Annotated in this window: 26 protein-coding genes; 14 read left to right on the top strand and 12 right to left on the bottom strand. The window is 56.7% G+C overall.

Going from position 1 to position 22562, the window contains the following annotated elements; genetic code table 11:
* Positions 1 to 88: 88 nt before the first annotated feature.
* Together IBT47_RS25775 and IBT47_RS25770 are read right to left on the bottom strand one after the other, a co-directional pair.
* Positions 89 to 1564 carry a UbiD family decarboxylase gene (locus IBT47_RS25775; protein WP_200547946.1) on the bottom strand — a complete coding sequence of 492 codons (1476 nt, stop codon included), beginning with the start codon at positions 1562 to 1564 and terminating at the stop codon, positions 89 to 91.
* 105 nt (positions 1565 to 1669) lie between these two features.
* Positions 1670 to 2587, bottom strand: a complete 918-nt coding sequence (locus tag IBT47_RS25770) for a DMT family transporter (RefSeq protein ID WP_200547947.1) — start codon at positions 2585 to 2587, stop codon at positions 1670 to 1672.
* A gap of 256 nt (positions 2588 to 2843) precedes the next feature.
* Here IBT47_RS25770 and IBT47_RS25765 point away from each other — a divergent pair, with 256 nt between their 5' ends.
* Positions 2844 to 3239, top strand: a complete 396-nt coding sequence (locus tag IBT47_RS25765; RefSeq protein WP_105593594.1) for a polyketide cyclase — start codon at positions 2844 to 2846, stop codon at positions 3237 to 3239.
* A 43-nt stretch (positions 3240 to 3282) separates the two neighbouring features.
* Positions 3283 to 4203, top strand: coding sequence for a nucleoside hydrolase (locus tag IBT47_RS25760; protein ID WP_200563990.1), 921 nt, complete (start codon positions 3283 to 3285; stop codon positions 4201 to 4203).
* A gap of 11 nt (positions 4204 to 4214) precedes the next feature.
* Here the strand turns inward: IBT47_RS25760 and IBT47_RS25755 are convergent, their stop codons facing one another.
* Positions 4215 to 5237 (bottom strand): zinc-binding alcohol dehydrogenase family protein, encoded by a 1023-nt coding sequence (locus IBT47_RS25755; RefSeq protein WP_200563988.1) that lies wholly within the window; start codon positions 5235 to 5237, stop codon positions 4215 to 4217.
* Positions 5238 to 5372: 135 nt separating this feature from the next.
* Here IBT47_RS25755 and IBT47_RS25750 point away from each other — a divergent pair, with 135 nt between their 5' ends.
* From IBT47_RS25750 to IBT47_RS25740, 3 genes are all read left to right on the top strand, one after another.
* Complete coding sequence (locus tag IBT47_RS25750; RefSeq protein WP_105593597.1) at positions 5373 to 6278, top strand: GntR family transcriptional regulator; 906 nt, start codon at positions 5373 to 5375, stop codon at positions 6276 to 6278.
* A gap of 239 nt (positions 6279 to 6517) precedes the next feature.
* A complete protein-coding gene (locus IBT47_RS25745) occupies positions 6518 to 7870 on the top strand; it encodes an MFS transporter (RefSeq protein ID WP_105593598.1) in 1353 nt (450 codons plus the stop codon).
* 283 nt (positions 7871 to 8153) lie between these two features.
* Positions 8154 to 8363, top strand: a complete 210-nt coding sequence (locus IBT47_RS25740; RefSeq protein ID WP_200563986.1) for a YdgH/BhsA/McbA-like domain containing protein — start codon at positions 8154 to 8156, stop codon at positions 8361 to 8363.
* A gap of 64 nt (positions 8364 to 8427) precedes the next feature.
* On the opposite strand, the gene IBT47_RS25735 is transcribed toward IBT47_RS25740, so the two are convergent.
* Positions 8428 to 9516 (bottom strand): nickel/cobalt efflux transporter, encoded by a 1089-nt coding sequence (locus tag IBT47_RS25735; protein ID WP_200563983.1) that lies wholly within the window; start codon positions 9514 to 9516, stop codon positions 8428 to 8430.
* Between the two features lie 88 nt (positions 9517 to 9604).
* Between IBT47_RS25735 and IBT47_RS25730 the strand changes: the two genes are divergently transcribed.
* Together IBT47_RS25730 and IBT47_RS25725 are read left to right on the top strand one after the other, a co-directional pair.
* A complete protein-coding gene (locus IBT47_RS25730) occupies positions 9605 to 9880 on the top strand; it encodes a metal/formaldehyde-sensitive transcriptional repressor (RefSeq protein ID WP_200563981.1) in 276 nt (91 codons plus the stop codon).
* Between the two features lie 165 nt (positions 9881 to 10045).
* A complete protein-coding gene (locus IBT47_RS25725; RefSeq protein WP_200563979.1) occupies positions 10046 to 10255 on the top strand; it encodes a YdgH/BhsA/McbA-like domain containing protein in 210 nt (69 codons plus the stop codon).
* A 41-nt stretch (positions 10256 to 10296) separates the two neighbouring features.
* On the opposite strand, the gene IBT47_RS25720 is transcribed toward IBT47_RS25725, so the two are convergent.
* Both IBT47_RS25720 and IBT47_RS25715 read right to left on the bottom strand, forming a co-directional pair.
* Entirely contained in the window at positions 10297 to 11187 is an 891-nt protein-coding gene (locus IBT47_RS25720; RefSeq protein ID WP_105593602.1) for a helix-turn-helix domain-containing protein, read from the bottom strand.
* Positions 11184 to 11798 (bottom strand): TetR/AcrR family transcriptional regulator, encoded by a 615-nt coding sequence (locus IBT47_RS25715; RefSeq protein WP_200563976.1) that lies wholly within the window; start codon positions 11796 to 11798, stop codon positions 11184 to 11186. Before IBT47_RS25715 ends, IBT47_RS25720 begins: the two co-directional genes overlap by 4 nt.
* A 289-nt stretch (positions 11799 to 12087) precedes the next feature.
* On the opposite strand from IBT47_RS25715, the gene IBT47_RS25710 reads away from it, so the two are divergent.
* From IBT47_RS25710 to IBT47_RS25695, 4 genes are all read left to right on the top strand, one after another.
* A complete protein-coding gene (locus tag IBT47_RS25710) occupies positions 12088 to 13128 on the top strand; it encodes a LacI family DNA-binding transcriptional regulator (RefSeq protein WP_200547956.1) in 1041 nt (346 codons plus the stop codon).
* Between the two features lie 201 nt (positions 13129 to 13329).
* Complete coding sequence (locus IBT47_RS25705) at positions 13330 to 14760, top strand: sugar porter family MFS transporter (RefSeq protein WP_264546359.1); 1431 nt, start codon at positions 13330 to 13332, stop codon at positions 14758 to 14760.
* 16 nt (positions 14761 to 14776) lie between these two features.
* Entirely contained in the window at positions 14777 to 15697 is a 921-nt protein-coding gene (locus tag IBT47_RS25700; protein ID WP_200563971.1) for a TIM barrel protein, read from the top strand.
* 14 nt (positions 15698 to 15711) lie between these two features.
* The gene (locus tag IBT47_RS25695) at positions 15712 to 16884 is read left to right on the top strand and encodes a Gfo/Idh/MocA family protein (protein ID WP_105593607.1); all 1173 of its coding nucleotides are present in this window, start codon (positions 15712 to 15714) and stop codon (positions 16882 to 16884) included.
* 99 nt (positions 16885 to 16983) lie between these two features.
* Here the strand turns inward: IBT47_RS25695 and IBT47_RS25690 are convergent, their stop codons facing one another.
* Positions 16984 to 17511 carry a cysteine hydrolase family protein gene (locus IBT47_RS25690; RefSeq protein WP_200563968.1) on the bottom strand — a complete coding sequence of 176 codons (528 nt, stop codon included), beginning with the start codon at positions 17509 to 17511 and terminating at the stop codon, positions 16984 to 16986.
* A 311-nt stretch (positions 17512 to 17822) separates the two neighbouring features.
* Positions 17823 to 17900: a stress response protein AzuC gene (gene azuC / locus IBT47_RS27410; RefSeq protein WP_370347978.1), complete on the bottom strand. Its 78-nt coding sequence runs from the start codon at positions 17898 to 17900 to the stop codon at positions 17823 to 17825.
* Between the two features lie 257 nt (positions 17901 to 18157).
* On the opposite strand from azuC, the gene IBT47_RS25680 reads away from it, so the two are divergent.
* The gene (locus tag IBT47_RS25680; protein ID WP_200563965.1) at positions 18158 to 18790 is read left to right on the top strand and encodes a LysE family translocator; all 633 of its coding nucleotides are present in this window, start codon (positions 18158 to 18160) and stop codon (positions 18788 to 18790) included.
* Here the strand turns inward: IBT47_RS25680 and IBT47_RS25675 are convergent.
* The 3 genes from IBT47_RS25675 to IBT47_RS25665 all read right to left on the bottom strand — a co-directional run bounded on the left by IBT47_RS25675 (position 18780) and on the right by IBT47_RS25665 (position 21066).
* Positions 18780 to 19550: an AraC family transcriptional regulator gene (locus IBT47_RS25675; protein ID WP_200563962.1), complete on the bottom strand. Its 771-nt coding sequence runs from the start codon at positions 19548 to 19550 to the stop codon at positions 18780 to 18782. The genes IBT47_RS25680 and IBT47_RS25675 overlap by 11 nt on opposite strands.
* A gap of 36 nt (positions 19551 to 19586) precedes the next feature.
* Positions 19587 to 20153, bottom strand: coding sequence for a manganese efflux pump MntP (gene mntP / locus IBT47_RS25670; RefSeq protein WP_105593612.1), 567 nt, complete (start codon positions 20151 to 20153; stop codon positions 19587 to 19589).
* Positions 20154 to 20469: 316 nt separating this feature from the next.
* Positions 20470 to 21066, bottom strand: coding sequence for a short chain dehydrogenase (locus IBT47_RS25665; RefSeq protein ID WP_200563960.1), 597 nt, complete (start codon positions 21064 to 21066; stop codon positions 20470 to 20472).
* A gap of 101 nt (positions 21067 to 21167) precedes the next feature.
* On the opposite strand from IBT47_RS25665, the gene IBT47_RS25660 reads away from it, so the two are divergent.
* A complete protein-coding gene (locus IBT47_RS25660; RefSeq protein ID WP_200563957.1) occupies positions 21168 to 22055 on the top strand; it encodes a LysR family transcriptional regulator in 888 nt (295 codons plus the stop codon).
* Positions 22056 to 22116: 61 nt separating this feature from the next.
* Positions 22117 to 22359: a DUF1158 family protein gene (locus IBT47_RS25655; protein WP_105593615.1), complete on the top strand. Its 243-nt coding sequence runs from the start codon at positions 22117 to 22119 to the stop codon at positions 22357 to 22359.
* Here IBT47_RS25655 and IBT47_RS27160 read toward each other — a convergent pair.
* The coding region (locus IBT47_RS27160) for a hypothetical protein (protein WP_234472110.1) at positions 22346 to 22562 on the bottom strand (217 nt) is incomplete at its 5' end. The two genes, IBT47_RS25655 and IBT47_RS27160, sit on opposite strands and share 14 nt — an antisense overlap.

Below are 22562 nucleotides of genomic sequence, written 5' to 3'. Positions count from 1 at the left end.
AGAGTTTTCCTGTACCGAAGAACCAGATAACTCCTTTTTTACACCAACGTTCGGTACAGAAACACCACGCATCGTGCCCGCTCAGGTATCAATAGTGAAAATCCGGCAGAAAACGCCGCACGTCGACCTCTTTAAACTCGCAGCGCTGGAAGTGGCTTTTCAGCGCATACGGCACGGTACAGTCGAAAATGGTTTTGCAGGCGATGCCCTTCGCGGCAATGCTCGGGCTGTATTCCGGGATCTGCGACGGGTCGAGTGGATGGCAGCGCACGCCGGGAATAAAGACCGTATCCACATCGCCCTGATAGCGCGTCTGCATCGCCCACAGCACGTCGTTGCTGTCGAAAATATCCACGTCTTCGTCTACCAGCATCACATGCTTCAGCTCGGGGAATGCCGCAAAGGCCAGCAGCGCAGCCTGGCGCTGGCGTCCTTCATCCGCCGGAATGCTTTTCTTAAACTGCATCACCGCCATCAGCTTGCCGCCGCCGGAAGAGTGGGCGAAAACGTTGAGCAGGCGGCCCGGCATCGCCCGCTCCACCATGCCGAGAATGCTGGCCTCGGTGGGAATACCGGCCATGTTGACGTGCTCTTCGCTACAGCCGATGGTGTGCTGCAGGATCGGATGGCGGCGATGGGTGACCGCCTTCACCTTGATCACCGGCAGCGACGGGTTTGCGGGGCCGGTATAGCCGGGGAACTCCGGCATCGCTTTGCCGGTATTCGTATTGCGATCTTCCCGGTAGCGCACTTCCGGCATCAGCTCGCCTTCGATCACCACCTCCGCATGAGCTATCGCCCGGGCATTCACCGCCACGCCCTGCGCCAGCTCTACCGCCTTACCGCGCAGCGCCCCGGCAATGTTCAGCTCGTCAAAGCCCAGCGGCGTGGTCGGCGGCTCAAAGCAGGCACCGACATAAATCGCCGGATCGACCCCAAGGCTGATGGTGATCGGTAGCGCGTTGCCTGCCGCTTCCGCTTTCGCGCGGAAGACGTCCAGGTGGCGTCCGGGGGCAAAGTACATCGACAGCTCGTCCGGCCCCTGCATGCACAGGCGATGAATGGTGATATCGGATTCGCCGGTTTCCGGGTCGGTGGCGTAGCACAGCCCCATGGTGAAATAGGGACCGGCATCCTCTTCGGTATTGGTCGGCGCGGGCAGCAGCGTGCGGATATCAAAACCCGGCTCGCTGGCGAGGTGAACCACCTCCTGGCAGGGAATGTGCGCGCTCTGCGTCAGGACGGGAGGAAGGGGATTTTTCACCGAGTTCATCAGCAGATGGCCCAGCCTGTCCGGCTCACAGCCCAGCAGCGCACCGACGCGGCGGCGCGAGGCCAGCACCCCGGTCACCACGCGGAAATCCGCAAAGCCTTTCACCCGATTAAACAACATCGCCGGGCCTTCACGCGTTGGTCGCCGGGTGGTCCCGGCCGCGCCAACATAGCGATAAACGCCCGACAGCTCGGCATGGGGGTCAACCTCGGTGTCGGTGCTGACCAGCTCGCCGTCCATTGCCGCCAGCCGCGCCAGCGCGGAGCGGAGATCGTAAACCGTCTCGGTCATGGTTATCTTCCTCAGTGAGTCATGGCCCCCAGTATGTGATGCGCCCGGCGACCGTGAATATGACTGAAAAGCTAACCCGCTATACCTTTTGGCTAATGCGCGGCATCAGGACTTCAGCGAGACGTCCTTAATCTGCGCCTTCGGTTTTACACTGCCAGTCACCAGCCATACCGCCACGATAATCACCAGCCCGCCGCCGATAAAGCCGCTGGAGATCGTCTCGCCGAGAAACAGGTAGCCCCACAGCACGCCAAAAGGTGGGATCAGGAAGGTGACGGTGAGCGTTTTCAACGGACCGATATCGGCAATCAGGCGGAAGAATAGAATATAGGCCCAGGCGGTGCACACCAGTCCCAGTGCCAGCACGCAGAGCCAGACGCCGGGGTGCTGCCAGTCCACCGCGGGCTGGACGGCGACCGAAGTGATAAAGATCGGCAGCATAAACAGGGTGGCCCCCATCTGGCTGCCGAGCGCCACCAGTTTGGCATCCAGCCCGCCGCGATCGCCGATCCATTTTTTGGTGAGGAACCCGGCCATCGCGTAACAGGCGGTGGCGACCAGACAGGCGGCGATGCCCAGCAGCACATCGTGGGTCAGCGCCAGGCTGCCGGTGGTGGTCAGCAGCACAATTCCCGCTAATCCCAGCACCACGCCGCTAAGCTTACGCAGCGTAAACTGTTCGCTGAACAGCAGGCCGCCGATCAGCACGCCCATCAGCGGCGTGGTGGCATTCAGAATGGCGGAATAGCCTGCGGGAAGCCATTTTGCCGCCAGGCAGTACATCACAAACGGCACGGCGGAGTTGATCACCCCCAGCAGCACTGCCGGCAGCGCTTTACCGTTAAAGGTCAACTTCACCCTCAGAATCAGCAGCAGCGCAATCAGGCCAAGGCAGCCGAAGAAAACGCGCAGAAAAGCGGTATTCAGCGAGCCAAAAACCGGCGTGGCAACCCGCATAAACAGAAAGCTGGCGCCCCAGATGGCGGCAAGCAGCAGTAAACGACCCATATCCCCTTGTCTCACTCACTTCTCCCGTTGATATAAATTCACTGCCGCAGGGCGATCCCGTCAGCGGAAAGAGTAGTTATATGCCTCGCCGTCCGGCAAAACAAGCCGTTATCGGCCATGGGGATTTGTTAACGGAAAGTGGGAGCTGTGTCGTGATCTGGAAAGGTGAGAATGTGAAAGACTTCTCATTAGTCTGCCGGGGTGCTTAAATCCGCTATCTGCACTTTACTTTAAACGATGAAGGGTTGATTCATCATCGATCGGAGGTTTTATGCTGTCCTCACATACCCTTAGCATCGCTATTCCCCGTAACTGGGTCGATTTATATGAAACCATCTGGAAACCGGAATTCTTTCCTAAATGGGCTTCCGGGCTGAGCAAAACGCCGCTGGAGCAGGATGGCAACATCTGGCGCGGTAAAGGCCCGCTGGGTGCGGTGAAAGTGCGTTTTACCGAACATAACCCGTTCTGCATTATGGATCACTACGTGGATACCGGCCTCAGCAAAGAGATTTTCGTGCCGATGCGTATTGTCGCCAACGGCACCGGATCGCAGGTGCTGATTACGGTGTTCCGCCAGCCGCTGCTCTCAGACGATCGTTTTGCTCAGGAGCTGGAGATGGTAAAACAGGACTTGCAGACGCTGCACACCCTGCTGACCACCTGATAACGCGCACAGGGATGTCAGTCATTACGGAAAGGAGAATCTGATGCAGAAAATTATTTTTGATACCGATATCGGCGTGGATGACGCCTTCGCGCTGGCCTATGCGGCGAAAAGCACCGACATCCTCGGCATTACCACGGTATTTGGCAACGTGCCGGTGGAGCAGGCGGTCAAAAACGCCCGCCTGTTCAGCCAGAAAATCGGCCTGGATGTGCCGATTTATCGCGGCAGTTCACGCCCGCTGGCCTGCGCACCTTCCGCCCCCGCCCTTCAGGTTCACGGCAAAGACGGCCTCGGCGGCGTTTTTGAAAATCCGTGCAGCGGCGAGGCGGATAACGCCATTAACTTTATTATTAACAGCGTTCGCCAGCACCCCGGAGCGATCACCCTGGTCGCCATCGGGCCGCTGACCAATATCGCCACCGCCATTAATCAGGCCCCGGATATCGTGGCGAAGGTGGCGCAGCTGGTGATTATGGGCGGCGCTTTCGGCACGCTGGGCCACGGCGGCAACGTCACGCCGTTTGCCGAATTCAATATCTGGAAAGATCCGCACGCGGCGGATCAGGTGCTCAGCTCACAGCTGAAAATCGTGGTACTGCCGCTGGATGTCACCCATCAGGTGCAGATTAGCGGAGAAGATATTCGTAGCCTGAACCGACCGGAACTGGAGGCGATTTCCCGCAGCTATCTGCAATACAGCCTGGAGAAAGAAGGATTTGAAGGGATGGCGCTGCACGATACGCTGACCATTTCCTGGCTGAATCATCCAGAACTATTCGGCATTACCGAATCACCGGTGCGGGTGGTGACGGAAGGGATTTCACGCGGCCAGACGCTGCACCGGCTGCATCCGCTGGCTTCACGCGATGACCCGTTTGCCGCTGCCGGCATTCAGAAACTGTGCCTGGCGGTGGACAGCGAACGGGTCAAAGCGCATTTCCTGGCGGCGCTACGCGGTTAAACCTGCGGGGCTCAGAAGCGGATAACGCCTTTAATCAGCCCGCGGTTGTTAATCACCTGCTGTTCGAAAATCTCAGCCAGCGCGGCAAACTCAAAGCGCTGGTTGAGCATCATCCCGGCGGTAATTTTTCCGTCAGCCATCAGGCTGGCAACACGCTCAAAGTCCTGGCGGGTGGCGTTGCGGCTGCCCATCAGCGTGGTTTCTTTTTTGTGGAATTCCGGGTCAGGGATCTGAATATCACCCTTGTGCAGGCCAACGAACACCAGCGTGCCACCGTGGGCCATCAGACGTACCGCGCCGTTCATCGCCGCCGCATTCCCGGTGGCATCAATCACCGTGGACGGCAGCTGGCCGTTGAACTGATTACGCAGCTGCTGCGGGAAATCTTCCGCCGCCGCATCCAGCGCCACCAGCTTCAGGTTCTGCTCCACGTGCTGCCTGCGGAACTCGCTGGTATCCGCTACTACCACTTTAGCGCCAGACGCATGAGCAATGGCGGCAACGCCCAGCCCGATCGGCCCGGCACCCACGACCAGCAGATTACTGCCCGGCTCCGGCGCCGCGCGGCGTACCGCATGTGCGCTGATGGCAAAAGGCTCAACCAGCGCGGCCGCGTCAGGGTCAATGCCCTCTGCCGACAGCAGGTTTTTCACCGGCACGCTGAGGTAGTCACAGAAACCGCCGTCCTGATGCACGCCGATCACCGAGATGTTTTCGCAGCAGTTGGTTTTGCCGCTCAGGCAGGCTGAACACTGTTCGCAGGAGAGGTACGGGATCACCGCCGCGCGCTGGCCCACTTTCCAGCCGCTAACGCCTTCGCCCAGCTCCACCACCTCGCCGCAGAGTTCATGCCCCAGCACGCGTGGATAGCTGAAAAACGGCTGATTGCCGCCCCACGCGTGAATATCGGTGCCGCAAATTCCGGCGCTGATAATTTTCAGCAGCGCTTCACCCGCAGCAGGCTGCGGTTTATTACGCGTCTGGTAAGCCATCTGTTTCGGCTCCAGACACACCAGCGTATTCATCGTTGTCATGGTTTTTCTCCGTTGTCTGCACAGGGTTATGGCGCAAATCAATCGGCGCGTTTTGTTAAAGAATTGGATCTGTGAGCCAGCGCGCCTTTCGCTGTTCTGAATTGGTTTTTAATAGATAAAAAACCGGGAGAAGCCATGAGCCGCACGCAGAATCTTCGTCATAACGTCGTGAATCAGATGCTGGAAGCCATCGCCCAGCAGCACATTCCTTCACCGCTGCCGCCCCAGGCCGCCCTGGCGGAAATGTTTAACATCAGCCGCACCACCGTGCGCCACTCGCTGGACCATCTGGAGCAGTGTGGCGTGCTGGAAAAGGTCAACGGCAGCTGGGTCATTGCCCGTCAGCCCGATGATGCCGATGGCTTTGCCGCAACGCTGCCGGGGCCGGAAGCGCAGACAAATCTGGTAGAACAGGCGTTTTTTCAAATGATTAACCAGCGCCAGCTGATGGCCGGCGACAGTTTTTCCGAACTGCAGCTGGCGCAGGCGGTGGGCGTGAGTCCGCTGGCGGCGCGGGAGTTTTTGCTGCGCTTCTGCCGCTACGGGCTGATTGAAAACGTGCGGCGCGGCCACTGGCTGATGAAGAAATTTGACCAGGAATACGCGGAGAAGCTGTTTGAGCTTCGCGAGATGCTGGAGATCCACGCCCTGAAGCGCTTTATCAATTTGCCCGCCGACGACCCGCGCTGGATTGCCGCCCGTGACCTGCTGAGCCGCCACCGCCAGATGCGTGACACCATCGCCACCAGCTATCGTAACTTTTCTCAGTTGGACCGCGAGATGCACAAACTTATCCTCTCAGCGGCAAATAATCCCTTTTTCGATCAGTCTCTTGAGGTAATTTCTGTCATTTTCCACTTCCACTATCTGTGGGATGAAAGCGACCTGAAGCAGCGCAACATCGTGGCGCTGGAGGAGCATCTGGCGATCCTCACCGCGCTGGTCAGCCGTAATGACGTCGAAGCGATCATCGAATTTCACCGCCATCTGATTACCGCCAAGGAGTCGATGCAGCGTTCAATCCGCCAGTACAGAGGGTGATTTTTTAACCGATTTTGGCTTTTTATCGATAAAAGCCATCAACCACAGTAATTAAAAGCCGATTAAAAACCGTAAATCGCCGCCTGCCGCACGAAAAAGATAACAAGTTGGCAACACCGACTTCGGCCGCCACTAGTCTGCTATTCAGCCTTACTTCAACCCTGTTCTGGCCGTGGTTTTTAAAGCAGTACCCCGGCCCGATGCTAATAACAATACTTTTTATACCCGGGGAGTACCGTATGGAAAATAGCCAGACCGTTCGCGGTCAAAACCGCCCTGCCAACCACGAAGAGCCAAAGGCCACCGTGGTGCCAGAGCGCGGTCCGCTGCAGCGCTCGGCGCGCATTAAGCGCGTACAAACCACCGCGATGATCCTGCTGTTCCTCGCGGCGATTATTAACTACCTCGACCGCAGCTCGCTGTCCGTGGCTAACCAGACCATCCGTGGTGACCTGGGCCTGAGCGGCACCGAAATCGGTATTCTGCTTTCCGCCTTCTCGCTGGCTTATGGTATCGCTCAGCTGCCGTGCGGCCTGCTGCTGGACCGTAAAGGCCCGCGCATTATGCTCGGCGTTGGTATGTTCGTCTGGTCCTGCTTCCAGGCCATGGCGGGTATGGTGCAGAACTTTACCCAGTTTGTGCTGGTACGTATCGGCCTGGGGATCGGTGAAGCACCGATGAACCCGTGCGGCGTTAAGGTGATTAACGACTGGTTTAACATCCGCCATCGCGGTATGCCGATGGGTATTTTCAACGCCGCCTCCACTATTGGTCTGGCTATCAGCCCGCCGATTCTGGCAGCAATGATGCTGACGATGGGCTGGCGTGCGATGTTTATTACTATCGGCGTGCTGGGGATTTTCCTCTCCATCGGCTGGTACACCATTTATCGCAACCGCAACAACAACACCCTGACCCAGGAAGAAATTAACTATCTGGAAGCGGGCAGCGTAGTGGCGAAAAAAGAGCCGATGACCATGAAAGAGTGGCGCGGCCTGTTCAAGAACCGCACCATGTGGGGCATGATGATCGGCTTCAGCGGCATCAACTACACCGCGTGGCTGTATCTGGCCTGGCTGCCGGGCTACCTGCAGGCAACCTACAACCTGGATCTGAAAAGCACCGGCTGGATGACCGCGATCCCGTTCCTGTTTGGCGCGGCGGGTATGCTGCTGAACGGCTATGTGGTTGATGCAGTCGTCAACCGCGGCGCGCATCCGCTGAAAACCCGTAAGGTGTGCATTATTGCCGGTATGCTGCTTTCTGCCGCCTTTACCGCCGTCGTGCCGCATGCCACTACCACCTGGAGCGCGGTCCTGCTGATCGGCATGGCTCTGTTCTGCATCCACTTCGCCGGAACATCGTGCTGGGGCCTGATCCACTGCTCGGTCACCGCGCGTATGACCGCCTCGGTGGGCAGCATCCAAAACTTTGCCAGCTTCGTGTTTGCCTCGTTTGCTCCGGTCCTGACCGGCTGGATCCTCGATACCACCGGCTCATTCAGCATGGCGCTAACTGTTTGTGCCTGCGTAACGGTGATCGGTGCACTCTCCTATCTGTTTATCGTCCGCGACCCGATTGTGGATGCCTGATAAACCCGCTGCTGCCGCGCCTTTCGGTGCGGCAGCACGACTGCCTGCTCCTGCTCCTGCTCCTGCTCCTGCTCCTGCTCCTGCTCCTGCTCCTGCTCCAGTGAAGTGTTCCCACTATAATCCAGTCAATCTATCCCCACTCTCCCACCCGCACCAAGCAATCAATTTTTTTGACAAAGATCAGCAAATCACTCCGCTATCGCAATGCCTTCCATCGGCCTATCATTGTTTTCAACGAAGGCATACCGCCTTACACATACAAAACAACTGAAGGAATGACACCATGAAATCTATCAAAACTTTTGCTGCAGTTATCGCCCTGTCCGTAGTTTCTTTCGGCAGCTTCGCTCAGACCGTTACCGCGACCGGTTCAACCATCGACAGCGCTGAAGCGAAAATTGCCGCTCAGGCTCAGCAGGCAGGCACCTCTTACCGCATCATCGAAGCCAACAGCAACAACGTTGTGCATATGACTGCAGAGCTGGTCAAATAAGACGTCTTACCTTAGTACCGGCAGTGCCCGAACCCTGACCATCAGGGGACGGGCATGCTGTATTTCAGCTGCCCGTAATGCCCATCCAGCCGTGTATCCCCATATAAATCCCCACCAGCGCAATCAGCGCACTGCTGAACCAGGGTGCCCGCTGCGCCAGCGTATTGAATCCGCTCCAGCGCTTCGTCGCCTGCCGCATACTCATCGCCGCCACCACGCCAACCGTCACCAGCGTCAGTGCCAGGCCGATACTGAAGCAGAAAACCAGCAGCGCCCCCAACGACAGCGCTTTCATCTGAATACACAGCAGCAGCACGGTGATCGCCGCCGGACAGGGGATCAGCCCGCCGGTTAAGCCAAACAGTACGATCTGTCCGGTGGTCACGTTGCGATTGGCGAAACGGCGCTGGATATCGCTGGCATGGGCACGCGCATGGGCGTCCTGATATTCCTCGCTGCGCAGATCGATACGCGGCAGCGTCAGTGCCCACTGCGTGGAGTGAACAGCCTCGCCGTGATGATGCCCGGATGCATGTTCATGTCGGTGGTCATTATGTTCATGCGTATGACGGTCGTGATGGTAGGGAGCGTAACGGGCGCTGAGGATCTGCCCCTGCACCTGAACGGGCCGATATACATGCGGCAGGCTTTGGCGAGCGGAGTCGGCATGATGGTGGCTATCAGGCTGATGATGATGCCCATGCTTATGGCTGTGGTCATGGTCATGAGAATGACTGTACCCGTGATGATGATCGTGTGCGTGGTCATGGGAATGACTGTGCCCGTGATGATGATCGTGAGCGTGCTGGCTTTCGCGGCGGATGCGCCAGAACATCCATGCTGCGGTGGCCAGAATAATCACCCCGGATGCCAGCTGGAACCACGGCTCTGTCGTTGCCGCATCAAAGCGACGGCTGAGCATCATGCCGCCCAGCGCAATCGCCCACACCACCAGCGTGTGGGAAATCGTCGCTGCCAGTCCCAGCAACACCGCCTGTTTGACCGTCCCTCGCACCGCAATAATAAACGCCGCCATCATCGTTTTGGAGTGTCCGGGCTCCAGCCCGTGCAGTGCGCCTAACAGAATAGCACCGGGAATAAACAGCCAGACGTTGCCGGCCCCCTGCTGCAACAGCGCAGTAAAATCCATCATTTTTTTGCCTCGGAGAAGCTATCATAGGGAGAAGAACACCGTAAATATACTATACCCCAGTATACTAACCCACAAGATGGAAGCAGCGATGTCACACACAATTGCCGGACAAAAGAAACTTCTGACCCGCGTACGCCGCATTCGCGGCCAGGCAGACGCGCTGGAAAAAGCCCTGCTGGCGGAGACGCCCTGTATCGATATTTTGCAGCAGATCGCCGCCGTTCGCGGTGCGGTGAATGGATTAATGGCGGAAGTGCTGGAAGGGCATATTCGTGTACATCTGCTCGATGAGCAAAGTGAAGCTGCTCAGCGCGAGCAGGATTTAGAGCAGATTGTGGCGGTGATTCGTTCGTATATGAAGTAAAACCATCGGGGCTGCCTTGCCGTATGTGGCCCGGATTAATGCATCAATTTTTTTGACAAAGATAAGCAAATCACTCCGCTATCGCAATGTCTTCCATCGGCCTATCATTGTTTTCAACGAAGGCACACCGCCTTACACAAACAAAACAACTGAAGGAATGACACCATGAAATCTATCAAAACTTTTGCTGTAGTTATCGCCCTGTCCGTAGTTTCTTTCGGCAGCTTCGCTCAGACCGTGACCGCAACCGGTGCAACTATCGACAGCGCTGAAGCGAAAATTGCCGCCCAGGCTCAGCAGGCCGGTACGTCTTACCGCATCATTGAAGCCAACAGCAACAACGGCGTGCATATGACAGCTCAGCTGATCAAATAAGGCGTCTTATCGCAGTAACGGCAGTGCCCGAACCCTGACACTCAGGGAACGGGCATGCTGTAATTTTCGGCCAGCACCGGCACAAAATAATCTACCACCACCATCCTGCCCTCCAGTGGTTCCCGACGATCGATGCGTTCAACATCATAGCCATCACGGCGCACGGCTCCGACTGTCGGCAGCGCATGCTGATAAATCAGATCAATAAACGTGCTGTAAAGACGCTCATCACCCCGATAGCTGAACTTCAGATAGGGCTGTTTTTCGATGCTAATCTGCATCTGCGCCGCATCGGTCGCACAGGTATCCTGTTCCAGGCACGTCAGATACTGCAACGTGGCACGATCGCCCGTTCGCGGTCCGCCCCGAATGACGTTAATCAGCCCGTAAAGCATATCCGGCTGTTCGGCCAGCGCATTAAGCCGCCGCTGCCAGAAGCTGTCGCGCTCGCGCCAGGAAAAATCAACAATGGTGTCCAGCGTAAAGGCGTAGTTGTTCACACAGCCGCTCAAATGCAATCCATCCAGCTCAACCAGCTCACCTTCCGGCACGTTCATTGTGGTCAGATTGATCGGTGGGCAAAGCCCCTCGCACGACCAGTGCGGCGCATCGCGGTATTGAGCTGGCGTAACGTTAAAGTGGCGCTTAAAGGTTTTATGGTAAACATTATGGCTGGAAAAACCGTGCTCGCTGCCCACCGAATCAATCTGCTTGTCGAACAGCCGCAGCATCACCGCGCTGGAGGTCAGCCTGCGCTGTCGGCAGTAGGAGGCCAGTTTTTGCCCGGTGACCTCTTTAAAAATACGCTGCAGGTGCCATTTCGAGTAGCCCGACTTCTCAACGAAGTCGTTAATGGTCAGCGGCGTATGGATATTGCCTTCCAGCCAGCGCAGCAGCTGATGCACAACTTCCTGCTTAAATGTGGTTTTCACTCTTTATCACTCTCCCTGATAAGCGCCAACAAATCGTCGCGCAGCACCTGCATATCGCGGATGGTATCGCCGCGCACCAGCGACTGGGCAAGCCAGGCACCGTCCGCAGCCAGCCGCACCATCTGATGCAGCGGCAAACTGTCCGTACGCCGATGGCGTTCAAGCCGTCCTTTCAGCCACGCAGACCAGCGCTGACACAGCGCCGGAGAAGCCATCATCGACAGCGACAGCGGTACCCGCATGCTGTTTAAGCCCTGCTGGATTTCATTAAAGGCCACGATGACATAGGCACGGCTAAAGCAGCCCGATTCCTGACTATCCTCAGCAATCAGTCGATCAATCTCCCGCTCGCTTTCCGCAAGAAAGGCATCAAACATGGCGTCCAGCAGTGCCTGCTTGTGGGGAAAATGGTGAAAGAAGCCGCCTTTGGTCACACCGGCGGCCTGGGCGACCGCCTGCACGGTGATACCGTTCAGCCCCCGGCTAACGGCCAGCGCAGCGGCAGATTCAATCAGGGCGTTTCGCACCTGCTCGGGCTGTTTTTTTCGGTTATAGGCCGTTTTATCCGGCCCCGTATTCTGAGGTATATCTGATTCAATTAGCTGTTTCATTTAAATTTACAGATTAATACAAGAAAGATACCGCACGGTATGTTGCCTGTAAAATACCATAAAATGATGACGCTCAGATAAAACTAATCTTCAAGGATAAAGTAAAAAAGCGCAGAAAACGCCTGGATCGAGAGGCAGCGCGAAGAACATGAAAATGAAATTTTTATGCGTTATCAACGGATTGTTAAAAAATATAATCTGAGCGCTGTCATATCTTTAGCATCTTATCTCCCTGTCCCTGCGGGATTTATGATAGTTTTTCCTCATTCAGATTCAGTTGGAACTTTCGATGAAAAAAACCACGCTCACCGATATCGCCCGCGAAGCCGGAGTCGGGGTCGCCACCGTAGACCGGGTACTCAACCGGCGGGCTCCCGTGCGCGCCGAGACGGAAAATCGCGTGGTTCAGGCCGCAACGCGCCTCGGTTATCGTTTTTCACCGGAGTTTCTGGCCGACGCCGCCGCAGACGGTACTTCCGGTAGCGGCGGAGCGCTGCGCATCGGCGTGATCCTGCTGTCGCGCGACTACTCCTTCTACGATACCTTTGCCCGTTCGCTGGAAAAGCAGGCCTCGCCGCACTGCCAGCCCGGCACCCGGGTGGAGTTTGTTTTCCACGACATCCACGCAGTTGAAGCTGCCGCCGCCAGCATTGATGAAATGAGCAATCGCGTGAATACGCTGGTGCTGATCGCGCTGGACAATGCGCTGGTACGGCGCGCGGTACAGAAAGCCGCAAAAAAAGGGGTGAAAGTCTTTACGCTGCTTTCTGACCTCTCTCCCTGCGATCACACCGGCTACATCGGCCTGGATAACCGCAAAGCGGGCCGCACCGCCGCCTGGATCGTCCAGCGCCTGAGCGGCCCACCGGGCAAAGTTGGGGTGATCATCGGTGATAACCGTTTTCTCTGTCAGGAAACCTGCGAAATCAGCTTCCGCTCGTACCTGCGCGAACACGCCACCGGGCATACCGTGCTGGAGCCGGTCACCAGCTTTGAAAACGTCGAGCAGGGCTATCACGCGACCACGCAGCTGATCCAGAGCCATCCCGATCTGTCGGTGATTTATGCCCCCTGCGGCGGGGTTGAAGGCGTGGTCAATGCCCTGCGCGACAGCGGCAAGAAGGATGAGATCACCCTTATCTGCCATGGCCCTCTACAGGATGCGCAGCTGGCGCTGATCGACGGCACCCTTGATATTATGGTGTCACACCGCCTTGAAGAGCTGGCCGGTTCCGTGGTGGAAGCCATGCTGCAGGCAAATTCCGAGGCGCATGGAAATTTCATTTCACTTCACAGCAGTTTTGAGCTGATTACCAAAGAGAATGTGTAAACGGCAAAACGACTTTTTCAGGTTTAAATCGCCGCTGTCGTTCGCCGTTTAACCCGCTGATAATGTGAAAATGATAGATTTTTATCAAAAAAATCTATCATTAATAGTGCGATCGCCATCAAAAAATAAACATTCTATCATTGCTGATAATGGAACATTCGTTTGATACTTCCTTCAAATTAAAACATGAAGGATTGTTCCGTGCCTCTGCAAACACCAAAACACAATATGGCCTACGTGATGGCCATCTGCGCGGTTGCCGCACTCGGCGGGCTGCTGTTCGGCTATGACTCTTCGGTCATCTCCGGCGCTATCGAACCTATCACCCATCACTACCAGCTTTCCCCGGCGGAAACCGGCTGGGCCGTCTCTAACGTCATTATCGGCTGCGTCATTGGCTGCCTGATCGCCGGTAAACTGGCGGACCGCTACGGCCGCAAATCAATGTTAATTATCACCGCGATTCTGTTTGTGGTGTCGGTTGCCGGTACTGCGCTGGCGCCAAACTTCACCACCTTCGTGGTGTTCCGCATTATCGGCGGGCTGGGCATCGGCCTGGCGTCGGTTATTTCGCCGATCTATATCGCGGAAGTGGCGCCCAAGGATTACCGCGGCCGCGCGATGACCATGCACATGATCTGCTGCGTAGGCGGCCAGGTGCTGGTGCTGCTGACCAACTATCTGATTGCGAAAAATGCCGATCCGGAGTGGCTGAACGCCTACGGCTGGCGCTGGATGCTGGGTGCGGCCTTCGTACCCTGCGTGCTGTTCTTCCTGTTCGTTGGTTTTATCCCGGAATCCCCGCGCTGGAATATCATGGTCGGCCGCAACGAAGCGGCGATGAAAACCCTGACCCGCATCTCTTCGGAAGAGCACGCGAAGCGCCTGATGGGTGAAATTCAGACCTCACTCCAGCTTTCCGCCAGCAGCGAAGTGAACCGCGAACGCGTCAGCTTTAACCGCAAAACGGCCATTTTCCTGGTCATTGGTGTGGGTCTGGCCATCTTCAACCAGCTGACCGGCATCAACGTCATTCAGTACTTTGGCCCGACGCTGCTGATGAACGTCACCCACAACATGCAGGAAGCAATGTTTATGACCATCTGGCTGGCGGTGCTGCAGTTCGCTGGCGTGATCGTTGGCATGATGCTGATCGATAAGATGGGCCGCCGTTCGCTGCTGCTGATCGGTTCACTCGGCTCCACCGTTTGCCTGCTGTTCACCTTCTGGACCTTCTACAGCGGGATGACCGGCGTGATCTCCGTGCTGGGCCTGTTCGGCTTTATGTTCCTGTTCGGCGGCACCTGGGGACAGGTGGTGTGGACGGTGATCGGCGAAATCTTCCCGACCCGCCTGCGCGGAGCCGGTATGGGCTTTTCTATCTGCGCCATGTGGGCAGGCAACTTCTTTGTCAGTCAGTCCTTCCCGATGATGAACCAGAGCGCCTACCTCAACGATAACTTCCACGGCGGTTTCCCGCTGCTGCTGTTCGCGGTGTGCTCGCTGGCCTCCTGGTGGTTCGTTAAGGCGCTGCTGCCGGAGACCAAAGGCGTTTCGCTGGAAAAAATGGAAGCCCTGATTCTGGAACGCTTTGAAACCACTCAACGCGAAAGCAAAACAGTCACTCATTGATTTAAAGGACACCGAAATGACCATTCATATTTCTAATGCACCCTGCAGCTGGGGCGTGGACGACCCGAAAAACCCGCATCTTCCGCCGTATGAGAAAGTGCTGAAAGAAGCCGCCCAGGCCGGTTATAAGAGCATCGAACTGGGGCCGTGGACCTATCTGCCGACTGACCCGCAGGTCCTGACCGAGAAACTGAATCAGTACGGCCTGTCGCTGGTTGCCGGAACCATTTTTGACGACCTGGTCAGCGAAGAGAACTTCCCGGCGATGATTGAGCTGACGCACAACATCTGCCGTAACCTGTCAAAAGTGCCGACCGCGACCAAAACCCACGGTGATAACTTCCCCTCACCGTATCTGGTGATTATTGATTTCGGCAACGCCGAACGCGCACGGCTGGCCGGGCAGTACCACAAAGCCCCGCGCCTGTCCGACAGCGACTGGCAGCGCATGATGTCGCACATCACCGAAATCAGCCGCATTGCGCAGGAGTACGGCGTGCGCCCGGTTATTCATCCGCATGCCGGTGGCTGCATTGAGTACGCCGACGAGATCGAACAGCTGGTGCAGGATATTCCGCACAGCGTAGCCGGTCTGTGTCTGGATACCGGCCACCTCTACTACTCCGATATGGACCCGATTACCTGGCTTGGCCGCTACTTCGATCGCATCGACTACATCCACTTTAAAGACGTTAACGACACCGTATTCCGCGATGTTATCGCCCGCGAAGTGGACTTCTTTAGCGCCTGTGCGGAAGGCGTGATGTGCCCGATTGGTAAAGGCGCTATCGACTATCCGGCCGTGCGTGCCTTCCTGGCCGAGCGTAACTATCAGGGCTGGATCACCATTGAACAGGAGCGCGACCCGCGCAATGCCGACGGCAGCCTGCACGATGTGACCGAAAGCCTGCGCTACCTGAACTCCGTTGGATTTTAATTGAGGAACACCAGATGATTAACGGCATTAAACCTCTCGATCGCTCCCTTCGCTGGGGCATGGTTGGCGGCGGCGGCACCAGCCAGATCGGCTATATCCATCGTTCAGCGGCGCTGCGCGATAACACCTTTACCCTGCTGGCCGGTGCATTTGATATTGATGCCGAGCGCGGACGCGCCTTCGGTGCCAGCCTGGGCGTGGCGGGCGACCGCTGCTACCCGGACTATCAGACCCTGTTCCAGCAGGAAGCAGAGCGCGCTGACGGTATTGAAGCGGTATCGATCGCCACGCCGAACAACACCCACTTCGCCATCTGCAAGGCGGCGCTGGAAGCAGGCCTGCACGTGGTGTGTGAAAAGCCGCTGTGCTTTACCACCGAAGAAGCCAAAGAGCTGGCGGCGCTGAGCGAAGCGAAGAGCAAAATTATCGGCGTCACCTACGGCTACTCCGGCCACCAGCTGATTCAGCAGGCGCGCAGCATGATCGCCGAAGGGCTGCTGGGCGAGATCCGCATTGTGAATATGTCGTTCTCCCACGGTTTCCACAACGAAGCCGTGGAGCTGGCGAACCCGAGCACCCGCTGGCGCGTGGACCCGAAATTTGTTGGGCCAAGCTACGTGCTGGGCGACCTCGCGACTCACCCACTGTTCCTGGCGGAAACTATGCTGCCAGAGCTGAAAATTAAACGCCTGATGTGTTCGCGCCAGAGCTTTGTGAAAACCCGCGCGCCGCTGGAAGATAACGCCTTTGTGCTGATGGAATACGATAACGGTGCGGTGGGATCGCTGTGGTGCTCTGCGGTGAACTGCGGATCGATGCACGGCCAGAAGATCCGCGTGATCGGATCGAAAGCCAGCCTGGAGTGGTGGGACGAACAGCCTAACCAGCTGCGCTATGAAGTGCAGGGCGAGCCGGTACAAATTCTGGAACGCGGCATGGGCTACCTGGCTCCACGCGCGCTGGAAGAAGACCGCATCGGCGGCGGCCATCCGGAAGGGCTGTTCGAAGCCTGGTCTAACCTTTACCGCCGCTTCGCGGTGGCGATGGATGCCAGCGACCGTGGTGATAAAGCACTGCTGGAGAACTTCTGGTATCCGGACGTTCACGCCGGTGTGACGGGCGTGCAGTGGGTTGAGCGCTGCGTTGAGTCCGCCGACGCGGGCGCGACCTGGGTTGATTTCGAGTAATCACTAACGGGTCGGATTCCCTGTCGCTAGCGAACCAGGTTTCCAAATCTGTTGCCTGAAGGGGCAGCCATCAACGATGGCTGCCCCTTTTACCTGGCGTTAAAAAATGACGTCATCCGTTGCCAGCAGGGTGACAAACGGCCCCGCCAGCGTCGCATTGTGATGAGCGACGATCTGCGCCGCGCTGAGCACCGCGTTATCGGTAGTGCTGTGCGCATCGCTCACCAGCACCACGTCAAATCCCAAATCCGCCGCCGCCCTACAGGTGGTATCCACGCAGTAGTCGGTTTTCATGCCCACAATCACCAGCCGCTTCACCTGCGCCTGCTGTAGTTCTGCCAGCAGCGACGTATTGAAAAAACAGCTGGGGCGGGTTTTATTAAAGTACCTGTCGCCCGCCTCAAGAGGCAGTTCATCCGCCAGCTGCCACAGCGGGCTGCCTGCCGCGATTGGCGATCCTTCCGGCCCGGTGTGTCGGGCAAAAAATACCGGGCTTTGTGCCGCGCGGGCGGCATGGATCAGCCCGACGGTATGGGTAATCAGCTGCTCTTTTTGGTGAGGGGGCTGTGGGGCATGCAGCAAACCTGCCTGCATATCTATCACTAACAGTGCGGACGCATCGGGCATGGTATTTCTCCTTGATTACCGTTAACCGGCCACGACGGAGAAACACAGAACCCCGTCGGAAACCGGCGGGATGAAGCGGATTTGCTATTTCTCAGGCACGCAAACCGACCTCGCCCCGCCAGAAGCGGTCGTGGTGGTAGTGGTGGTCACGGTGAGGAACAGCGGGGTCATTTTCATAACCCACAGAATTGCATATCACCGTGCTGCTGGCACGTTTTTTTCGATAGATAAAGAATGGGAACAGCGGGAATAAGTGATAACCATCGGTCCAGTCCCTGACCGCGGTTATCGAGGGTGTAAGCTCGGCGGGTTTAGCGAACCGCGCCCGGCGGAACGTGTTTGAAGGTATTTACATAGGAACGAAACACGTTGCGGAAGAATTTTTTCATGATTGCCTGTGACAAATATTGTTGAAAAATACACCACAAATTATAACGAACGGTGCTTTTCCAGGCAAGATTTTTTGAAGCAGATCACAAAAACTGGGCTTTGATGGCCAAAAACAGTGAGGTATGCCGCAAAGCGACAATCTGCTGGCTTACATGTTTATGCCAGGAAAATTGTCCGGCGCTGCGCAATTTTTTCCAATATATCTGCGCTGCATGTGTCGATAATCGCCACACTACGCTTAACGGATGCCAATGCTATGCCCTTTTCTAATGGTTTTTTACTGAGTCTTTCCCTGTGCCTTGATATCGGCATCGCCAATATCGCGATGATCACCCTGGCCATGCAGCGCGGATTTTTTCACGGCTTTTGGCTGGGGATCGGCACCTGCATCGGCGATCTGATCTATGCGATCCTCGCCATGGCCGGAATGGCGGTACTGCTCCAGTTCACCAGTGTGCGCTGGGTGCTGTGGATTGGCGGTTCGCTGATCCTGCTGTGGTTTGCGTGGAAAATGGTGCAAAGCGCGCTGCAACCCGCCGCAACACTGAGTGCGGGTGACATTGGCGAAGCACTCAGCCCTCGGCAGAATTTCCTGCGGGGAATATTCCTCGCGATGTCGTCTCCTTCGGCGATCCTGTGGTTTGCCGCCGTGGGAGGCGCACTGATTTCACGAATGGGTACCGGCAGTACGGCGGCATCGGCTTGGTTCCTTTCCGGCTTTTTCCTCGCGGGCGTGATGTGGACGATAGCCCTGTGCGCAGTGGGCAGCATCGGTGGGCGTATGCTCGGTACGAAGATGTTACGCTGGTCGTATATCGCTTCGGCAGTGATTTTCTGCTACTTCGCCGGATACGTCATCCTTTCGGGCTATCGCGAGTTTATCGGCTGAGCATACGCAGATAGTGGTGCGGGGTGATGCCCAGCATCTTGCGAAAGCTGTTAATAAAGTGGCTTTGATCGTAAAAACCCAGCTGATGGGCCACATCTAATGCGCTGCTGCGGTGCCGTAACAAATTACGTGCCGCCAGCAGACGCAGCTGCATATGATACTGCAGCGGTGCCACGCCCATCTCCTGACGGAACTGGCGGACAAAGTGATACTTACTCAACCCGCAGGTTACCGCCAGCTCATCCAGTGTCAGTTTCTGCGTCAGATTATCGCGCATATGTTCCAGGGCACGTCCTACGGATGCAGGAGCCAGTGCAACATCCTTCTCGCTGCTGTGATGCAGCAGCCGGCTGGTCAGCCACAGCAGGTTTTGCTGCTGAACCTGATCGTCGTCAGGAGAACGAACGAAATGGCAGATCGCATCAAACAGCTGCGGATCGCGCAGAACGCCTTCATGCAGGATCGGCAGTGGACGATCCGCCAGATCGGCAAAAACAGCCGCCGGTAAATGAACGCTGAAAAACTCGACCGGCTGCCCGCCAAACTCTGACGACTGTAGCGTTCCAGGATTATAAACGGTGATATCCCCGGCGAGGACCGACAGGTTTTTTCGATTCAGAAAGAGTTTTTCTACGCCGCTAAGGTTGGCGCTGATCGCATATTCTTCGTGGGTATGCAGCGGAAAAGCCGCGTTGCTGGCGGTGAGGTGCGAGCACTCAATATTATTCCGGGTGTTCCAGTCTACTACCGATAATGCCATAGCCGCCCCGCGCAAGTGACCGGGCGTGCCTTCTGCTTATTTGCCCAGATGTTCGAACAAAATACTACAGCCGATGCCGATCAGCACTACACCACCAAAAATTTCCGCCCATTTGCCCATCACCGGGCCAAGGAAACGCCCCAGCAGGATGCCGAGAGTCGCCATAATCATGGTGGAAGCGCCGATTGCCAGCGCGGTGGTGACAATGTTGACCTGCAAAAATGCCAGCCCGACGCCAACGGCCATCGCATCCAGACTGGTCGCAACGGCAGTACAGGCCAGCAGCCAGAAACCGTGGCTCTGCGGGGCTTCTTCCGGCCGGCACTCTTTTTTACGTATCCCCTCAACGATCATTCGTCCGCCGAGGATCAGCAGTAAACCAAACGCTACCCAGTGGTCCCACGCCATCACGTACTTGCTGGCGGCAAGGCCGATAGCCCAGCCGACCAGCGGCGTCAGCGCTTCAATCACACCGAAGATCAGACCGGTGCGCAGGGCTTCTTTCAGGCTTGGGCGATGCAGGCTTGCACCTTTACCAATGGCCGCGGCGAAGGCGTCCATCGACATGGCAAAAGCCAGAATCAGAGTTGCGTATAGGTTCATTGTATTTATCCCGGTTTGAAGCGTCGGGTGCGTTCCAAATCGTTAAAACCCCAGGTTATGTAGGAAAAATAACCACTGGTCCGTTCAAGTGAAGCGCATCCTATCACGCGAATCGCCAGAAAAAAAGACAACAAAATCATGGATTTGAGTATAGCATCGGCTATACTTTTTAACGGATGCTATTTTGGCGCGTAAATGACGGCGGGAAACTCTAAAAGAATTACCGTGTTACACAGAGCGTGGGGATATATAACCGCGAAGGGGTTGGGGAAATTTTCAGCACTTTACCGCATCATTTCCCCAAAATAATTTCCGGCTACCAGACGCGATAAACCTTACCGGTCTCCACACCATCCACGCTGCGGCGATAGGCCAGCGCCACGCGGCTGGCGGGTGCACTTTCAAAACCGGGGAAGAATGGCCCGTAGCTGTCCAGCGCTTCCGTCAGCACCGTTGGGCTGACAGCATTAATCCGCAGGCCCGAAAGCTCGTTCGCAGCGGCAAACACAAACCCTTCCAGCGCGGTATTTACCGCCGTCGCATTCACACCGGTACGGATCGGCTGCTGCGCCAGGATGCCGGTGGTCAGGGTGAACGACCCGCCCGGATTGACAAACTCTTTGCCAATCAGCACCAGCCGTACCTGGCCCAACAGCTTGTCCTGCAGGCCGCTGTTAAACTGTTCGCTGGTCATCTCTGATAGCGGGCCGAAGTGCACGCCGCCGGTGGCGGAGATCACCGCATCCACGTTACCGGTTTGGGCAAACAGCGCGCGAACGCTCTCTTCGCTGGTTAAATCCACCTGATAATCACCCCGGGTTTTCCCTACGCGGATAACCTGATTATCACGGCTCAGCTCGTTAACGATGCCCTGGCCGACGGTGCCTGACGCCCCAATCACTAAAATTTTCATCGCATTTCCTCTGTAAATAACGGTTACCCCATCATGAAGCAGTGTCAGAGGTGGATAAACGGACCATACTTTCGATAACTCCGAACCACAGGTTTGTAATCATGGACAAATTAAGCAGCATCGAGGCCTTTATCTGCGCGGTGGAAAGCGGCAATTTCACCGAGGCTGCACGCCGCCTGGATATCAGCGCCGTGATGGTCGGCAAACACGTGCGTCAGCTGGAGGAGCTGCTCGACAGCCGCCTGCTCCAGCGTAATACCCGCCGACAGCATCTGACCGAAGCCGGGGAAAGCTACTATCAGCAGTGCAAAGCCGCGCTGGCTCAGCTGCGGCTGGCGGAAGATACGGTAGAGAATATGAAACGTACGCCGTCGGGGCTGCTGCGGATCAGCGCACCGCTCAATCTGGGATCGGCGGCGATCGCCACCCTGGTTGCCCGCTATCAATTGAACTATCCGCAGGTACGGATCGAGCTGGATCTCAGCGACAGCTTTGTCGATCTCATCGGCCAGGGGTTCGACTTTGCTATTCGTATTGGCAACCTCAATCCGGCTGAACCGCTGGTGGCAAAAAAAATCGGTGATTACCGTATGGTGGTGTGCGCCGCGCCGGAGTATCTGGCACAGCACGGCACGCCGCAGACCCCGGAGGCGCTGTATCAGCATCGCTGCCTGGCCAATATGGCGTGGAATAAGAGCAATGCCTGGCAGCTGGGCGATGTGTTCTGGCCTGCGGACAGCAGCTTTATCTGTAACGACGGCCAGGCGCTGCGCCAAGCCGCATTGGCCGGAGCCGGGCTGGTGCTACAGCCGGAAATCCTGCTGGCGGAAGACATTGCCGCGGGCAGGCTGGTGCCGGTACTGCAACAGTGGCAGCAGGCCAGCCGCCCGATCCATCTGCTGTGGCGCCAGGATCTCAGCCCGTCGGAAAAGCGCAGCAGTTTTATTGCCTGGCTGCACGAGCAGCTGCCGTTAGCGCTGGCGGTTTAAGGATTGAACCTGCGGGAGGGATCGCTGAAAATAGCGCAACTGTTTACACGCCGGAATGATGATGAAAAGTCCGTTTGAAACCTTTTTAATGCCGCTGAGCACGCTGATGTTCGGTTTTCTTTCCGCGCTGCTGCTGCCCGCCCCGTGGTTTGGCCTGGCGCTGACCCGCAGGCTGGTGGAGATGTTCCATCTGGAAGATATTGGTCAGCTTTATACGCTGGTGTTTTGTTTATGGTTTTTGCTGCTGGGTGCGGTGGAGTTTTATATCGTGCGGTTTATTTATGTGCGGTTTATTCGGCCGTAGCCTGGTGGAAGCCGATGATGCTCATTACGGGGCTGGTCGCGGTGGGGTCCGTGACCGGGGCTACCGTTACGGGCAGAACGCCGGGTCGCCGTAGATACATCCATGTAGGCTTGGCTGCCGCATATATGGACGCACCCGGTTGAACAAGATGTTTTTCAGTAAGACGTAAAATCGGTAATTGCAGGCATATATCCGGTTTCTGA

Origin of the sequence: Erwinia sp. S43 (assembly GCF_016624745.1) — a bacterium.
In the GTDB taxonomy this organism is placed as follows: Bacteria; Pseudomonadota; Gammaproteobacteria; order Enterobacterales; family Enterobacteriaceae; genus Erwinia; species Erwinia coffeiphila.
This window is presented reverse-complemented; position numbering and strand designations above follow the sequence as displayed.

Bases quoted from the DNA above. Each gene is read 5' to 3' on its own strand.
- IBT47_RS25775 (WP_200547946.1), bottom strand. From the start codon at position 1,564: ATGACCGAGACGGTTTACGATCTCCGCTCCGCGCTGGCGCGGCTGGCG.
- IBT47_RS25765 (WP_105593594.1), top strand. From the start codon at position 2,844: ATGCTGTCCTCACATACCCTTAGCATCGCTATTCCCCGTAACTGGGTC.
- IBT47_RS25760 (WP_200563990.1), top strand. From the start codon at position 3,283: ATGCAGAAAATTATTTTTGATACCGATATCGGCGTGGATGACGCCTTC.
- IBT47_RS25755 (WP_200563988.1), bottom strand. From the start codon at position 5,237: ATGACAACGATGAATACGCTGGTGTGTCTGGAGCCGAAACAGATGGCT.
- IBT47_RS25750 (WP_105593597.1), top strand. From the start codon at position 5,373: ATGAGCCGCACGCAGAATCTTCGTCATAACGTCGTGAATCAGATGCTG.
- IBT47_RS25745 (WP_105593598.1), top strand. From the start codon at position 6,518: ATGGAAAATAGCCAGACCGTTCGCGGTCAAAACCGCCCTGCCAACCAC.
- IBT47_RS25740 (WP_200563986.1), top strand. From the start codon at position 8,154: ATGAAATCTATCAAAACTTTTGCTGCAGTTATCGCCCTGTCCGTAGTT.
- IBT47_RS25735 (WP_200563983.1), bottom strand. From the start codon at position 9,516: ATGATGGATTTTACTGCGCTGTTGCAGCAGGGGGCCGGCAACGTCTGG.
- IBT47_RS25730 (WP_200563981.1), top strand. From the start codon at position 9,605: ATGTCACACACAATTGCCGGACAAAAGAAACTTCTGACCCGCGTACGC.
- IBT47_RS25725 (WP_200563979.1), top strand. From the start codon at position 10,046: ATGAAATCTATCAAAACTTTTGCTGTAGTTATCGCCCTGTCCGTAGTT.
- IBT47_RS25715 (WP_200563976.1), bottom strand. From the start codon at position 11,798: ATGAAACAGCTAATTGAATCAGATATACCTCAGAATACGGGGCCGGAT.
- IBT47_RS25710 (WP_200547956.1), top strand. From the start codon at position 12,088: ATGAAAAAAACCACGCTCACCGATATCGCCCGCGAAGCCGGAGTCGGG.
- IBT47_RS25700 (WP_200563971.1), top strand. From the start codon at position 14,777: ATGACCATTCATATTTCTAATGCACCCTGCAGCTGGGGCGTGGACGAC.
- IBT47_RS25695 (WP_105593607.1), top strand. From the start codon at position 15,712: ATGATTAACGGCATTAAACCTCTCGATCGCTCCCTTCGCTGGGGCATG.
- IBT47_RS25690 (WP_200563968.1), bottom strand. From the start codon at position 17,511: ATGCCCGATGCGTCCGCACTGTTAGTGATAGATATGCAGGCAGGTTTG.
- azuC (WP_370347978.1), bottom strand. From the start codon at position 17,900: ATGAAAAAATTCTTCCGCAACGTGTTTCGTTCCTATGTAAATACCTTC.
- IBT47_RS25680 (WP_200563965.1), top strand. From the start codon at position 18,158: ATGCCCTTTTCTAATGGTTTTTTACTGAGTCTTTCCCTGTGCCTTGAT.
- IBT47_RS25675 (WP_200563962.1), bottom strand. From the start codon at position 19,550: ATGGCATTATCGGTAGTAGACTGGAACACCCGGAATAATATTGAGTGC.
- mntP (WP_105593612.1), bottom strand. From the start codon at position 20,153: ATGAACCTATACGCAACTCTGATTCTGGCTTTTGCCATGTCGATGGAC.
- IBT47_RS25665 (WP_200563960.1), bottom strand. From the start codon at position 21,066: ATGAAAATTTTAGTGATTGGGGCGTCAGGCACCGTCGGCCAGGGCATC.
- IBT47_RS25660 (WP_200563957.1), top strand. From the start codon at position 21,168: ATGGACAAATTAAGCAGCATCGAGGCCTTTATCTGCGCGGTGGAAAGC.
- IBT47_RS25655 (WP_105593615.1), top strand. From the start codon at position 22,117: ATGAAAAGTCCGTTTGAAACCTTTTTAATGCCGCTGAGCACGCTGATG.